Genomic DNA, 16,929 nt, shown 5'->3' with positions numbered 1-16,929 from the left:
TTTGACATATTTCCTAACCTCAATTGATTAATACAATTTTATATAATATAATATTCATATAATAGTTTGTATCATAACTATAAATAAAATTTGCATTATTTAAAAGTTTGACAAAAAAATTAATCTTTTGAGAATGTTAATTAGGGGCAGGTTTTTAAAAGGTAATTTTTAAAATATGCCAATGAAAAAAGAGATAACTTGACATTGTAAAAAAAAAAATAATATTTATTAAGTGCCAGGATGAATTTTTATATGTGTTAATCTTAATTGATATACTTTTTAAAAAGGAGTGATTTTTATGGGTAATAAGAAAGATATAAACTTATTACCAGAGGAGTATAGATCTGTATCGCCTAAAGTAATAGCCAGAAAGAAAGAAGGAGTAAAAAAAGAAGGTATATTACATAAAGATGTAAGTGACGGGATAAAAGGTCTAATGGACATGATATCTTCCAGGGTTGCAACAATTCAATATGAGAAAAGTAAACAGAAGATAACTGAGTTTTCAAAAAATCTAAAATACAGGTTAACCGGCAACTTGCAACAAAATCCTGGTGTAAAAATAAATTTAATTCAATATCTTAAAAATCATAAATTAAGAAGGTTAGAAAAGCTTTTAGGTTTACAAAAAAGAGATTTAATTGTATCAAGCAAAATGAATTATATGTACTGTACAGATACAGGCAAGGTTGTTATTGTGGATAAAGATATAGGAGGGGAGCCTTGTACCGTTACTATAAAAGAATCACATAAGGTTACCATTAAAAGTGTAAAATTTTTCAAAGACAATCCTTTCATTTTCCCTGTATTTAACGAAAAGAAACTGGTTGGTGACATAGTTTATGTCGATACAAATGAGATTTGGTATGTGGACAAAGATGAAGCCACGCTGGTGCTGTTTGAAAATGATGAACCGGTGTTTTTAAAGATAGATCTAAAGAAGTTGCGCCACAACAAGAGCTATAAAGAATTAACCAACTACCTTAACAACCATAAAATGCTGTACCTGAATGAAGATTTAAAAAAGATGCTGTTAGAGGATAGAGGTCTTGCAGTTGAGGATATATTGAGAATTACTATGTCATATATAATATACAAAGAAGACGAGGAGTTCAGGGTTATACTATTAGGTGACAACAAAGAAATATATAATGAAGTTAAGATGCATAAACTTCCTAATGTAAATGAGGAAGCCTGGGATATCCTGTTCTCAAGGGAAATTTACGATTACATAGTAAAAAATGGCTACTCATTTGATAATTTCAGACAGGATGAAGATTTTATAGAATATTGTCAGGAAATAGGGGATAGAAAAGTTTGTGTTATGAGATGTAAAATATAAATAGAATAAAAGATTATGCATAAATTTTTAATCACTATATAAAAGACATGTAATAAAATGTGATTATTTTTTTGTATAATGTATTCAATTCTACCTTAAAATATCTTAAAATCCTATTAATTATGGCTTATCGTGTCTAAAAAAGGCGTGTATTTTTAAATTTATTCTACTATATCGCTACTATAAAAAAATTAAATCAGGCGGGCCGGATGGTGAGCTAGCTGCCTCCTTAAGGTATTTAAGTCAAAGGTTTTCAATGGTAACTCCCCAGGCAAGGGCTATATTAAATGATATTGGCACCGAGGAACTTGCACATCTTGAAATGGTAGGAAGTATAGTACGGCAGCTAATAGAAGGCGCAAGCATTGATGAAATGCAAAAAGCTGGATTTGATGCTAGTTACGCAGACCACGGCAGGGGTATTTACCCAATGTCCGCAGCAGGCAACCCCTTTACAGCAGCATATATTCAGTCAAAGGGAGATCCCATAACGGATTTGTATGAAAATATGGCTGCTGAACAAAAGGCAAGGTCAACTTATGAGTATCTTATAAATATGGCAGATGACCCGGATGTAATAGAGCCTCTTAGATTTTTAAGGGAAAGGGAAGTTGTGCATTTTCAAAGGTTTGGGGAAGCACTTAGGATTGTACAGGATTACCTAGACAGCCCAAAGCTTCACCACATACCAAAACCTGAATGTATGAAGTAATAGTTGTAAAAGGAAAATAGTGAGGATTTTAATTAATGGTGCAGTGTAGAAGGAATAAGACTAAAAGATTCATCTTGTGATGAATCTTTTAGTTTGAAAAAATATAGAAATTAAAGGAATTTTAAAACTGTAAACAATATCCCATAATTTATTAACTTTAAACAGTAATTTACCGATATAAATATTGAAGTGTAAGTATTGAAAAAATCCAGGCTATTTATTAATATACGGGGGTTTTACTATGAAGAATACGATGAAGTTACCGGTTGCAATAATTATACTAAGTTTACTATTGGTAAACTCTGTACTCTTTAAAATGAACATTGTCCATGCTGCAGAGGCTGTTAATATTTATGTTGAAGACTATTCAGACGGTGTTTTAACCATCAGGTGGATAAGACCTTCTGGAACTAATTCCTTTAAAATTACATATCATACTCCTTCAGGGACAGAAGAGACAATTGAAAGTAATGAAGGAAATGTTAACACATATAAAATAGAAGGGCTTCAAAATGATTTTATTTATGATATAAAGGTTGAGTTTTATAATGGTGAGTTTGATGAAAGTTCAAATCAGAGTGGAGAAATAATAGGAGAAGGACTTTTGTATTTCCTTCCCCGCATATCTTTTTATGCTTCCCGTGCAAATCAGGAAAAAGAAGAAATACCGGGTGGAGGCTATCAAATCGGGCATAAGCCAAGACTTAATTTTGAATGGGCTATGCCTAAAGTGTGGAATGGTAATGGTGTAGTAGAGGCATCATCTGCTGTAAGTTTTATCAATGACAATTTAAGCCAAATCTATGGTAGCGATTTAAACATAAGTAGTTTAGATTTTAAAATAAATATTTCCACTGATTCATCAAACCTAAACAGCGGGCCTTCCCAGGCATCTGTTAATATTAATTATAATTATGATGGTGGTTATACGGCACATGTAGCAGGAAATGAAGATGATACATTAAATGTTCAAAACTCCGGTAAACCTGATTTTTTAAATTTTGACATTATCGGAAGAAGCGATTTGACTGCTCCACTTCCGAAAGTAGGAGAGCCGGAAGCAGAAGGTGCATTGCCACATAAAGACATACTTCCGGGAACTGTATACTATATGAACATTAAGCCTGAGTTTAAAGACAGCGATGGAAATACAAAATCGGTAATATCAGTGGGCAAACCTTCAGATTTTAATGGAAGCCGTCTGGCGGGAGAACATTCATACACATATACTCCTATAAGATTTGAACTTTCAAAAGATTCTGATAACAATATATATGTTAAGATATACAGGGTAAATGAAGGAAGCCTTGATTTGCCAAGACTTTTTTATGAAGTGCAGTCAAGTGTTGATCCGTCAATACCAGGGGATTGGCCGGTCAGAAAAACAATAAACGACACCTTTTTTACAGAAGGAGCCAAAAGTGCCATAACGGTTATATCAGGGGTTAATCCTGACAACCAGATATATTATAAAATAGTTGTTAAGACAGATGGCGCAGATGACCGGATAGAGTCACTGCCAATGGACTATACGCTGAAAGAAGATACAAGTAAGCCTCCTGTGCCAAGGGAGGTAACAATTGTTGACAGAAAGCTTGTAAGCAGAATTAATGAAGAAAGCGGTGAAGTAGAATACTCCACTGATGTAACTATTTCATGGGCAAAACCCCACAACTGGGATGAAATAAAAGCCAACACAGACCCGGATAAGGATATTGTGTTTCATTTTATGCTGAATACCCACCAATCTGAAATTGAAACGGGAAACAATCCTGAACTTATAGCGGATGGTAAATCATACGGGCAGTTTCCTTTAAAATACAGACTTGTCTTGTCGGTTTCTTCCAAAGCCGTCAGGGATGTTGGAAACCGTTTGGAGTACACAATTGAAGGATTTAATCTCTTTAAGTACGAGAGGTTTATAGGAATGAGTGATGGAGAACCACAATTTAAAAAACATGACATTCAAAATGAAGAGGGTTACCCTGACTTTTTGCTGCCTAATACCGTGTATTACCTTCAAATGTTCACAACAGGCGCAGCCGGTGAAGAAGATTTTGACGAAAAGTTTAAAGAATTGGAAAAGTTATCAGACAAATCTGTAATAGTAAGCTTTACCACCCGTTCAGTGAGGGAAATTGATGTACCGCTGCCTATAAATTTAAGAGTCAGCAAAAATGATGCGGATGTTTTAATTGACGGTGAAAATATAGAAATATCAAACTATATAGAAATGCAGTTTGACAAAGTAAATATAAACTGGTCAAATTACCTTCTGGACACATCTGTTGAGAAAAAAATATATTATGACATATATATGAGCACAAGACCGGATATAAACTCATTTAAACTAATAGGTACCACTGAGGATTTGGACGGGGATTTGTTGTTTATTGGAGTGGATGACCCAAGAAGCACATCCATAAAATTTACAGTGAGGGAATTTTCCCAGGACAATCCGGGGTATGCTGCCTTTGGGAAGAAATTAAGACCAAATACCACCTACTACTTTATTGCAAGAACCAGGCTGAGCATAAAAGATGAAGACCAAGAGAGGGAACGCCTGTCAGAATATACACCTGCTGTATCGGTTACAACAGTTAAAGGAGAAGTAGGTGACGGGGATGAATCAGCCAAAAGACCACTGGCGCCTACAGATTTTGCAATTGCAATGGATGAGGAAGGAAACCCGAAAGTCAGTGGCTCTTCTGTGGAATTTGCCTGGATGAGAAGGGAAAGCAATGTAATTTATAATATCATATGTACAGCAAGGAGGGTTGAACCTAATGAAGGTATATACAGCGACGTTGAAGATGCCATATATCAAAGCTTTATGGCTAATTTTGGTGAAATACTTTTAGATCCTTTGGCAGAAACACCTGCAGATAATTTTGTATACGATCCGCTAACTGAACAGATGAAATATATAATAGATAAATGGCTGTTTCCAAACAGGCTGTATTACTTTAGCATAAGGGCAATAGATAAGGATGATCCTTCACGTTACAGTGTCTGGGTTTCCATTCCGGTTACAACATCTTTGATAGAACAGCCGGAGTTTTTGGAAGCGGTAACAGATGTACAATTGGGATTCTTTTTTGACGACCATGATATATACACAAAATCTGAGGACTACACCGTTTATATAAAATCAGACAAAGACTTAAAGCTTAATTTACTTACAAGGGACAAGTATACAATAGTAAAAACAGGCACCAGGTGCTATGTGAGGATGGTAAACTTAAAACCTAATTCTTATTATGACGTGAGGGTATATAAAAACAACGGCACCACTTTGGTATATACTAAAGACGGGTTTACCACAAGGGATGCTTACCACAATGTGGAGGTTAAATGGAGAGGTATCCCTGAGTACAAATATGAGTTTGCAATTAAAGCTGAGTTGGATGATGAATATACCGTACTTACCGATGCAAATTTTGAAAGATATATAGATGAAAACGGCAGAATACGCCCGTATTATGGCGAAAAAAGCATAAGGACAAGCGGCACACAATATGTGGACTATTACGCCAGGATAAAAACAATTCCCGTTGAAACGGAAGACGGGGATGTTAAAAATGTTCCTTTGTCATCAAATACCAAGTACCACATAAAGGTACGGGCTGTCAGGGAAGACCCTGTGGACAAGTCACTTGTTGCATATTCAAAATATGCAGGACCTGTTCAAATCAGGACGGATTTTAACCAGGAGGACTATGACGAAGAAGACACCAAAAGAAGAAAAGAAGCAATGTTTTATGACAAGATAGACAAGCTTGAAGAAGCCCTTTATTGGAGAGTGGATATTGAAAACGGAGTGTCGAACAAGATACTTATTAAAAGGGACAGAATGGTAAATGCAATAGAAAATAATATAAATAACATACTTGTATTGGACATTTCAAAACATGCAGAAGGGCTTTCTGAGGATATTATATATATACCTGTAAAAGTTATTGAAGCTTTGGATGCTTCGGGAAAAGGTCTTTGTATCAAAACAGCGGGGGCGGAATATACACTAAGACCCGGTGTGGTAGATACAAACCATATTGATGTTAAAGAGATGTTAAATACGGCAAATATAAATGATATTTACTATAAATTAAATATCAGGCGTTTGGATAAACCTGCAATAAAATTATCTAAAGATGAAAAGCCTGTATCGATAATCAATAAAATGAGCATGGACATTGTGGGAACAACAATAACTTCCACAAAACTTGAAGAAGAAATATATGACAGGATGTACAACAAAAGCTCTGGAATTGTGGCAAGAAAATTAAATGAATTTTTAAATACACCTATAAAGGGAAGTGTTTCGTCTAAAGAAATTGAAGATGAAGTACTTAAAATAATTGAAGAAATAGAGTATGAACTTTCAAAATTTTTAAAAAACAGGATTGAAGGTACCAGAGGCGTAAGTCCTGTAATGGCAAAAACCAAAGAAACGGCACAATTTGAAAAGCCTATAATGGTAAGACTTGTGCATACCGGAGAAAAGGGATTGAAAATACCTTATGTAAGCTACAACAGTGATAAGGACTGGAACAAGGTATCAAATGCCGTTTATATTCAAAACAGTATAGTGTTTAATGTGTTTGAGCCTGGTGAATTTGTAATTATAATATTGGACATTCCTGCAAATGATGTTTATGAAGGACATCCTTACAGTGAGGATATTAGGCTGCTTTTATCCAAATATGACTTAAGGGAAGTTTTTGGTTCATTGGAATCTTTTTATCCAAAAGAAAATGTGAGGGTAAATGAAATAATTTTGCTATATGAAGTTGTGACGGAAAAGGACATTTTAAATGGCGGCCTTAACATAAGGCAGAGGGCTCAGAAATATAATCTTGAGGATTTGTTAAATTCAGGCGGGACGGCCAGGAATGTAAACAGGCAGGAAACAGCCAGGGTTATAATGATGGTTTATTCAGACAGGACTAATTTAAACCTTGATTATGCCGTACCTTCCAAAAATATTTACATTAATGATGAGAATAAAATACATAAAACAAATTACGGGCAGGTTTTGATGGCATTGGATTTAAACATATTCACATTAAATGAAGGGTATAATTTTGAACCTGATAAACCTGTTACAAGAGGAGAGATTGCCGCACTTTTAGTTAAAACTTTAAAGCTTACAGGCGATATGTAAGCACAGCCGATATAAAAAATTTAATAAAAGCGGTTTAAGAGCATTAAAACCAGGTAGCAAAAAAGTATGCAGATAAGGTATGTAGCAAAATTTTACATAAAAACCGGCGAAGGGCAGGGGATAATGTTATGAATGCAGCAAAGAAGCTTATTCCAATAATCATTATATTAAGTATGGTTATTCAACCGGAAATTGGATTTGCGTCCAACAGTGCAAATCCTCCAACGGAATTGAGAGTTGAAGCAATAAATGATGATCAGCCTGCTATCGGCTATAATGAATATGACAGGTATTATGTTGATTTTGCCTGGAATTTAACTTTTCCCGGAGAGGCTGTAGGTAAATATGTAAACTTTTACACCAGAAAGATTCCGAAATCTTATAGTCCGGGGGGAGCAAGGACGTTAAAAGAAGGAAGTATTCCGGTTACCTCAGGTGCGTATAAGCACAGGTTGAGGGAATTAGATTCAGGTACAATTTATCATATTGACGCAACGTCATACTATACCTACTATAACGAAGGCGGAAATATTCTTTACAGTACTGAATCCGGCCGTTCAAATATAGTAAAAGTACTGACGGATATAGAGTTAAATGCATATGCACTAGGAACAAATCAAATTAAAATAGAGTGGGACGATGTCTGGGATTCTGACGGGAGAATAGGTTACAAGCTGTATGTATCGGAAAACGAAACTTTTGCCAATACTCCTCCTATATTTATAAGGAAAGACCAGATAGGGGAAGGAAAAGCGGTGTCCGTCAATGAATCTACGGGGAAGCTTGAGTATATACACAATGTAAGGGACCCGGGAAGGGTGTATTATGTAAGGATTGAACCTGATATTACAGATGAGGAAATAAAGAGAAACCAGTACACCAAAACCATTGCGGTGAGCAGTTTTATACTGGTAAAAACCACAAAAATGTCTTCCACACCGGAGGGTACCGTGTGGAAATTGGAATGGACTCCTGTGGTTACAGGTTTAGGTGACGGGGATATAGATATTACATATCATATATACCGAGGAAATGCTGATTCAAATGAGTTGCCCCAGTACATGTCAGAGGTTAACGGAACAGAGTTTTTTGTTACCATCCCATATGATGATATACAGCATTACTTTATAATCAGGGCAATAGTGACCAGGAATGGGCAGGATGTCTATAAAGGCATTAGAATTGAGTCCCAGGAAGTCTTCCTGAAAGAGTCAGAAGTGCCTTCAAGACCTGCATCACCTGAACTTGTGGATTCGTTTAAACGTTTTGACGGGGAAGTTATTATAAGCTACCAGGATGAATTAGAACCCCGCAGTGCTACAATTTTGTGGAGGGCACCTGCTAAAGCAGATGGGGAAATTGATACAGATGTTTTATATGACATCTGGCTTGTTGATGATCCAAATACCGTTGATAATCCACCGCCCCATACTAAGATTGCATCGGATGCAAATATGGGAAGCGGGAACTTTGTATTTGACGGGAATAATTTAATTGGGTATAAATTTTCTATTACAGGTTTGACTCCTAATTCCACTTATTATCTTAAAATAGTTGCCAAAAAACAGTATATTGAATATGTAAACGATGTACTTCAATTGGTAACTTATAATTCAGATCCTGCTTATAAAATTATAATAACGCCTCCGGAAGGTCCGGATGAGCAGCCGCTGGTGCCTGGAAGACCGCCTCTTAGGGTAAAAAAAGATGCAAAGGGCAATAATATGATTACCCACGACTCGGTGGTAATCCAGCTTAAAAACTTATGGTATGAGAAATACAACCATGAAACGGGCAAGTGGGAATATATAAGTGCTGAGGAATATTTTGAAAAAACCAATCCAACAGCCGGAGAAGAAGAGCCGGAGGAAGAAGAGCCGGGCGGAGGAGACCCGGACGGAGGAGACCCAGACGGAGGAGACCCGGACGGAGGAGACCCGGACGGAGGAGACCCAGACGGAGAAGACCCAGACGGAGAAGACCCGGACGGAGGAGAACCTGACGGAGGAGACCCAGACGGAGGAGACCCGGACGGAGGAGACCCGGACGGAGGAGAACCTGACGGAGGAGACCCAGACGGAGGAGACCCGGACGGAGAAAGTGAAGAACCGGAGGAATACAGGATAGTTTCATACGATCCCGGAGTTACCATTGATGTTGGGTGTATAGAATTTGTTGAAGGAATGTCTTACGACATTTTAGCCACAATACCGGCAGATAAAATAACGGATTTTCCCACAGATCCCAATGATGATATGGAAAATCCAAACTTAAACCCTGACAAAAAGAAGCACAATATTGATATTGTTGTAACAGGTCTTAAACCAAATACCACTTATGTAATATGGGTAAGGGCTACAAGAAAAAGCGTGGGGCTTTCTTCAGGACCGTCAGAGCCTTTAATAATAACCACCAATCCTGTAATAGACCCTCCTGTTGAACAGCCTGTTGTACCTGCATTTAACTACAGCCTTGCAAGTGATACGTATGTAGACTTAGGCTGGGAATATGTACCTACATATAACTACTACATTAAATACGGGACAGAGGACAATATTAATTCAGCAGGGCAGGAAATCCAAATAACACCTGAAGACTTATACGAATCCATATACTACAGGGTGGGAGGACTATCCCCAGATACGCTGTACTATTTCTGGATACAGGCAGAATCGGTAAATGAATCAGGTGAAACAAAAAGGTCTTTGTGGAGTGACTCATATTCAGTCAGAACTTTAAAGTACATTCCACCGGATACTCCTGTGGGATTTGGGATAAAAAACAGCCTTGATGCCATTACTTTAAACAGCATAACTTATGAATGGATGATGGAAGAAGGTTTAGAATATATAATTGAGATATCCCGGTATTATGATTATAAAGAAGCAGTGGAATACAATGTGGGAGAAGTTTCTGAGTATACCGTGGAGGGGCTTCTTTCAAATCACAGGTATTATGCCAGACTTTATGCATATGACAGGGAAAAGGGTTTAAGGTCTGAACCCACTTATAGTGTAACTGTAAGGACAAAATCAAGCTCAGAGGATTATGACTCCGGTCAGGATATAGATGATGCAATAACGGGGGATTTTGTTGAAAAAGATGAAAAAATAACAGACGGGGTATGGAATGTAAGAATTACAGGTGTTAATGCAGACAGGCTATTGGAAAGTGTTATTAAGGATAAAAATCCGGACTACAAAATTGACCTTACAAACCCCCCGGGTAAATACAAAAAAATAAGAATGCTTGTGTCTGACAGGGTTTTTATGGGATTTACCAGGCTTAAGAAAAATCTTATTATTGCAACAAAGGAAAGTTCCATAATAATAAGACCCGGCACCGTTACAACTGAAGACAGCAACCCTTTGGCAGGAGGCAAAAGAAGGATTGATTATGAAATTGTAATTTCACTTCCGGAGAATTTTAAAACAGATGTAGAAAACATGAACTTTAAAAAGGAAGTTTGCAATATAGAAGTTGGAATAAGGGACTTAGGATATATTACTACATTTGATAATCTTTTAAAACCTCTGAAATTTTCGGTGGAGTACAGTGATAGCAGCTGGTATGCAAATGGGAAGACTTTTGGTTATGTGTATGATAAAAACACCTCTCTTTGGCAAAAACTCAATACTTCTGCCTCTTATAACGGGGATAGGAGAAAGGGAGAGGTTTTTATAGAGACCAAAAAACTTGGGGATATAGCAATTGCTGAGCCGGCAAAAGACTTTTTTGACGACATTTACTACCACAGGTTTGAAACAGCCATAAACAACGTGGCATCGGTATATCAGCTAAAAAGCATTGAAGGTAGGTTATTTAAGCCTGATTTGTATGCTACATTAGGTGATACCGTAAAAATCATGTTTGATATTTTAGGATATCAATACAGCAATAACTATATGCTTGAAGCTGCAAAGGCAGGTCTTATAGAAAACCGGGAAGTTTCAAGACAGGTAAGAAACTGCACTGTAGATGAAGTATATGAAATGATGATAAAAGTTTATGAATTAAAAACCGGTGAGGTTTTAGGACATAAAGAAAGACAAGAATTTATTAAGGAAAACGGTATGGTTTTAGTAAGGGAAAACGGAAGAATTGCAGAGGGCGGAAGTGAAATCACAAGAGGAGAAGTTGTGTGGCTTTTAGAAAAGCTTTTGGTATATACAGGAGAACTTTATTAATGCAAATTAGTAAGAAAAAATTACATTAGTAAAAAAGAAGGAGTTGGGGGACATAATAATGAATATAAATAAGGTGAAAGTATACATAATATGTTTAATATTTGCCAGCCTGCAAGTTGTAAATGTAGGCGCGGCTGCAAATAACAGTGATACCGTATATACTGCTGCACATAATAGTGAAACTTTACATGATGAAACTTTAAAAAACAGCGGAGATATAAACGGCGGTGTAAAAAACGGCGGAGCTGTTTATAATATAGAGGAAATAAATGAGTCTCAAATTTTAATTGAGATTAGCCAAAGAGACGAGAAGGCATCAGAAGGAATAGGCATTGTTTACTTTTACCTTGTTAATGGAAAAACTTTGCATGTAGGTTATGAAACAGGAGAGAATATGCCTCAAAAAGCCTATTTACGCTACAACTTGATAAATGCGATACCACCTGTAAAGGTGAGATTAATAAATGTAAACAATAGAAATTGGCTGCCATTTAGTGATATAAAAGGTATTGAAGCAGAAGAATATATTATGCATTTATACGATGCCGGAATTGTAAACGGCAGGGGTGATGGGACATTTGCACCTGATAGCTTTATAACCAGGGCTGAGTTTATGGCTCTTTTGGTTAACTCCCTGAAGCTGAAAAGAAGGACGGAAAATGCATATACTTTTTCTGATATAAATAACCATTGGGCAAAGGATATTATATTAATTGCAGCAGAAAACAATTTTATATCCGGCTACCAGGACAATACAATAAGACCTGATAATTTTATAACACTGGCGGAGGCCAGCTCCATAATAACTAGGGCATTTAATTTTAAAACATCAAAAAACGGAATGTATTCCAAGTTAAAAAAAGACAAGTGGTACAGTAATCAGGTTAAAAAAATGTTTGACTCCGGAATTCTTAAAGTTACTGACCGGATATATAATGATTTTGACGAAGAAAGATTTATAACAAGAGGAGATTGTGCTATTATGATAAGCAGGGCACTTTCTACATATTGATGTAAAAAATATTGGACGTATATCCCTGTGAATAAAGGGCAATAATTTAACTATGACAACCGGTTAAATGGTAAAAAGGGGGATATACGTGAAAAAGGCCATTGCTAAAAATATATATTTTTTGATTTTAATAATGACAATACTATTTACAATTGTATATATTAAGTTTTATCATATAGAAGGTTCTACTTTTTCTATACTGAAAGAAGCTTTTAACTCCTCAGGGGCGGAGCATTTAAACAGTGAAGTTTATATATGGAGCCGGGGGGGAAGTTGGTTTGGAGATTTTAGCAGTTTAAAAAAAATGGCAGAGGAGTTTGAAACTGATTTTGGAATTATCCAAAATGATTTGTACTCAAAAAATTACATCAACAACAACTTTGTCAGCAAAATAGAAATAATAGGAGTAACTTGGGATGGAAACAAAATAAATATTACTGCACAGACCGGCGGGGAAAATTCCGGTTCAAAAGAAACCTATGTTTCAGTATGTGTATCCACTGATTTTGAAAACTGTGAACTAGAGGGGGTAATAGAAAACATTAAAGACAGCTTTAGAAAATACAATTTAGAGCCTGTAGTAAGTACTTGCATAACGGGATACTTTGACGGGAAGCTGGATTACAAAGCCCTTAACGCCATAAGTAAAAACATATTCAAAGACTCTAATGCAAGTAAGGTAAACGGCATTGCAGACAGAAATTTAATAAGCGTTTCCGCCTATTCTCCGGCAATTGGTGACTCAATAAATGTAGATGGTAAAAAGATTAACTTAAATTTAGCAATAAGATATAACTCTTATGAAGACAAAACATATATATGGCTTGCATCACCTGTGATAACGGTTGAATATTGACGACCGGGAGGCTACAGTTTAATTACAACTTTTATGAAAAATAAAAAGTTGTAGGTGATTGAGCCATGAGATTAAAGAAATGCATACTAAAGAAAAAATATAATAAAACACGAAAGGAAGAATTGATGTGCCAAAAATAATTGTATCTGAAGGAAAACCTTTAAAAGGGGTTGTACGAGTAAGCAGTGCCAAAAACTCTGTACTGCCCATTATAGCTGCATCAATTTTAGGGGATAAGGAAAGCATTTTAGAGGAAATACCTTATCTTACAGATGTAAAAGTTATGGCTGATTTACTAAAATGTTTCGGCGTAGATGTTGAGTTTTTTGACGATAAAAATAAACTCCGCATAAAATGCAGCAATATAACAAATACAACTGCACCATATGAATTGGTAAATAAAATGAGGGCGTCAATTCTGGTTATGGGACCTTTACTTGCAAGGACAGGTGTGGCAAAAATATCCCTTCCGGGAGGTTGTGCCATAGGAACCAGACCTGTTGATCTTCACCTTAAGGGTTTTGCCGCAATGGGAGCGGAAATCAACCAGGAACATGGGTTTATTGAGGCAAAAGTAAACGGGAAGCTTAAAGGAAGCAAGATATATTTAGACTTCCCAAGTGTTGGAGCTACTGAAAACATTATGATGGCAGCTGTTTTGGCGGAAGGGCAAACCATTATTGAAAATGCAGCCATTGAGCCGGAGATAGTTGACCTTGCCACTTACCTTACATCCATAGGGGCAGATATAAAGGGTGCAGGAACTGATACAATAAAAATAAACGGTGTAAAATCACTGGGGGGAACAACCCACACAGCCATACCTGACAGGATTGAAGCAGGTACGTTTATGACAGCTGCAGCAATAACAGGCGGGGATGTATTAATTGAAAATATCGTACCTGATCACGTAAAGCCTATAACTGCAAAGCTTAGGGAGGTCGGCGTTGAAATTTCAGAAGAACTGTCAAGTATTCATGTTAAGGCTGGGGACAACATAAATCCTATAGATATAAAAACCCACCCGTATCCAGGTTTTCCAACAGATATGCAGCCACAAATGACATCTTTAATGACTAAGGCTAAAGGCACAAGCATGATTATAGAGACTATTTTTGAAAATAGATTTATGCACTTAGCGGAATTAAAGAGAATGGGAGCTAACGTTAAAATTGAAGGCAGAAGTGCAATTATAGAAGGAAGTCCTTTGACAGGTGCAAAAGTTAAAGCAACGGATTTAAGGGCAGGGGCAGCTCTTATCCTTGCAGGTATGATTGCGGAAGGCACCACTGAGATTACTGATATTGAGCACATTGAAAGAGGATATGTAAAAATACATGAGAAGCTTAGGGCACTAGGTGCTAATATTGAAAGAGTTGAAGATGAGGAAGAGTAATACATACTTAGTTTCAGTGTATTCTAAAAGCATATTTAAAAGTGTATTTTAAAGGCAAATTTTAAAGTCTTATTTAAAAAGTGTTTTTTAAATGAGAATGATATGTACTGTGTTTTTTCAGAATTTTGCCGATATATACACTGAAACTATAAAATGTGAGGTGCAAAAATAATGACGAATGATACAATAAAGAGGGAAACACTGTTAGAAAATGATGCAGCAACACTATGGTATTATCCGGATTACGGGATAATTCACCATAAAATTCATAAATTCATAATGGGGGATAAATTCAAAGAAGTAATGCTTACGGGGGCTGAATATTTTGAAAAGAAAAACTGTAAAAAATGGCTCTCTGACAATAAAAATAGTTCAGCCCTTAGAAAGGTGGACGTGGATTGGGGAAAAGAAAACTGGAAGCCAATTATGATTAAAGCCGGCTGGAAATACTGGGCGGTGGTGATGCCGGATTTAATGGCAGGAAAGCTCACTATGAGATCCATTATCGAATATTATAAAGAAAGAAACGTAACGGTGGAAATATTTGATGATGTTGATTTAGCATTAAAATGGCTAATGGAAAATGACTGAACTGACTGAACTTACTGAACTGATAAACTTACTGAGATAAATTAAAATAACAGCAAATATAAGATTAATTAAGAGCCGGGGAAATTTTTCCCTGGCTCTTAAAATATTTGAATAAATTAAGGCGCAGTGTTATTCTTTTTATTGGGATTGGGTTTTAAAGAAGGAAATTTTCGAAAAATACTTGCAGTTATTTTAAAAGGAGGGGGCTTAATATGAATAAATATATGAAAAGGCACGAAAAGCTTATTTCAGAACTTTTAAAAGAGCGGCGAGATATTGATTTTTTAAAAAAATATAATAAAGAGCAAATAGGGATAATCCAGCATGAGAGGTTAATCCACCTTTTGGTTACTTTGTTTTTTGGGTTGATTTTTTTTATTTCTGTTTTATTTGCAGTGGTTTATGAAAAACTAGTGCTTTCATCTTTGGCAGGTTTGATGCTTGTATTGCTGATTCCATATATATTTCACTATTACAGGCTGGAAAATGGCGTGCAAAAATGGTACAAGATTTACAATGATATGATTTTGGGTGATAGGGAAAATAAAGACTCAGAATAAATGCTTTTTTTCTTTGTATTGTTTTTTATTCTTTAATAGTTTAATATTAAATGTGTTTATTATAAAATATGTTTAATATAAAATATGCAGGATAAATATTAATAGTAAGATAAATATAGATAGTAAGGATGATTAAAACATGGACGTAAAAACATTATTTACCGACTTAGACGGGACATTGGTGGAACACAGCGGTGATGTAACTGAAGATATTATAAAGTCAGTGAGAAAGTTATTGGATAAAAAAATAAATGTGGTTTTGGCATCCGGAAGGCATCCTGATATGATGAAAAGCATACATTATAAGCTGGGACTAAAAACCCCTGTTATAGCTTGTAATGGAGGGATAATTAAGGATTTAAACACAAAGGAAGTTCTATATGCAAACCCCTTGTCTAAAGATGTTATAAAAAGAGCTATAGAAATAGCAAGGGAACTTGGGGTAGAGTGGGTGGTTTATGAGAAAAACGATATACTTTTTGAAAAAATGCCTCCAAAGTCCTACAAGCTTCCATATATTAATCCTCACCTACCAAAGCATTTGCAGGCAAATTATTTAAAAATAAACTCTTTAGAGGAAGTATTTAAAGATGATTGTTTTTTCTTAAAGATATTTCTTTTATTTGACAACAAAGTAGAGGCAATGGAAAGAGGAAGGCAGATGTTAAGTGAAATAGAAGGTATTGATGTGGTACAATCTGCAAAAACTTATTTAGATGTTATGGTACATGGTTCATCAAAGGGACAGGCTATGAAAAGGTATGTGGAATTAACGGGTATTGATATAAAAAACACCATAGCCATTGGGGATGCGCAAAATGATATAGACATGATTGAATATGCAGGTTTTGGCATTGCAATGGGAAATGCCGTGGACAGTGTAAAAAAAGCGGCTGATTATGTGACAACACCGCATCCGGAAGGGTTTAAGGATATGGTTGAGTACTTGATTAAAAATGTGTGATATGTTTTAAAATTTAATTCTTACCATAGGGTATAGTGCTTTAGTTAGTACCTTAGTTAGTCCCCTAGTTAATACTTTGGTTATATTGAATTTAATTACAGGTTATGATAAAATTCAAAGAGAAGTATTTTATATGGAAGAAAAA

The 16,929-nt window shown here is 35.9% G+C and carries 10 protein-coding genes; all 10 read left to right on the top strand.

The genetic code is table 11. The features are described from left to right. Window positions 1-298: 298 nt before the first annotated feature. The 10 genes from HVS_RS15515 (at window position 299) to HVS_RS15470 (ending at window position 16,784) form a co-directional block, all read left to right on the top strand. Window positions 299-1,342: a hypothetical protein gene (locus HVS_RS15515; RefSeq protein WP_101303768.1), complete on the top strand. Its 1,044-nt coding sequence runs from the start codon at window positions 299-301 to the stop codon at window positions 1,340-1,342. Between the two features lie 151 nt (window positions 1,343-1,493). Beyond that, window positions 1,494-2,054 carry a manganese catalase family protein gene (locus HVS_RS15510; RefSeq protein WP_235827727.1) on the top strand — a complete coding sequence of 187 codons (561 nt, stop codon included), beginning with the start codon at window positions 1,494-1,496 and terminating at the stop codon, window positions 2,052-2,054. Window positions 2,055-2,295: 241 nt separating this feature from the next. Beyond that, a complete protein-coding gene (locus tag HVS_RS15505) occupies window positions 2,296-7,218 on the top strand; it encodes a fibronectin type III domain-containing protein (RefSeq protein ID WP_101303764.1) in 4,923 nt (1,640 codons plus the stop codon). A 128-nt stretch (window positions 7,219-7,346) separates the two neighbouring features. Then, on the top strand, window positions 7,347-11,405 hold the full coding sequence (locus tag HVS_RS15500; RefSeq protein ID WP_101303762.1) for a fibronectin type III domain-containing protein: 4,059 nt from the start codon (window positions 7,347-7,349) through the stop codon (window positions 11,403-11,405). 58 nt (window positions 11,406-11,463) lie between these two features. Beyond that, on the top strand, window positions 11,464-12,417 hold the full coding sequence (locus HVS_RS15495; protein WP_101303760.1) for an S-layer homology domain-containing protein: 954 nt from the start codon (window positions 11,464-11,466) through the stop codon (window positions 12,415-12,417). An 88-nt stretch (window positions 12,418-12,505) separates the two neighbouring features. Continuing rightward, window positions 12,506-13,273 (top strand): YwmB family TATA-box binding protein, encoded by a 768-nt coding sequence (locus tag HVS_RS15490; protein ID WP_159063472.1) that lies wholly within the window; start codon window positions 12,506-12,508, stop codon window positions 13,271-13,273. 127 nt (window positions 13,274-13,400) lie between these two features. Further along, complete coding sequence (murA, locus tag HVS_RS15485; protein ID WP_101303756.1) at window positions 13,401-14,669, top strand: UDP-N-acetylglucosamine 1-carboxyvinyltransferase; 1,269 nt, start codon at window positions 13,401-13,403, stop codon at window positions 14,667-14,669. Window positions 14,670-14,840: 171 nt separating this feature from the next. Then, on the top strand, window positions 14,841-15,260 hold the full coding sequence (locus HVS_RS15480) for a hypothetical protein (RefSeq protein WP_101303754.1): 420 nt from the start codon (window positions 14,841-14,843) through the stop codon (window positions 15,258-15,260). Between the two features lie 212 nt (window positions 15,261-15,472). Beyond that, window positions 15,473-15,820 (top strand): hypothetical protein, encoded by a 348-nt coding sequence (locus HVS_RS15475; protein WP_101303752.1) that lies wholly within the window; start codon window positions 15,473-15,475, stop codon window positions 15,818-15,820. A 139-nt stretch (window positions 15,821-15,959) separates the two neighbouring features. Next, window positions 15,960-16,784 carry an HAD family hydrolase gene (locus HVS_RS15470; protein WP_101303751.1) on the top strand — a complete coding sequence of 275 codons (825 nt, stop codon included), beginning with the start codon at window positions 15,960-15,962 and terminating at the stop codon, window positions 16,782-16,784. Window positions 16,785-16,929: the final 145 nt, after the last annotated feature.

This window comes from Acetivibrio saccincola (assembly GCF_002844395.1).
GTDB classification, from domain to species: Bacteria; Bacillota; Clostridia; order Acetivibrionales; family Acetivibrionaceae; genus Herbivorax; species Herbivorax saccincola.
The sequence above is the reverse complement of the archived record's forward strand: the minus strand, read 5'-3'. Positions and strand labels throughout refer to the sequence as shown.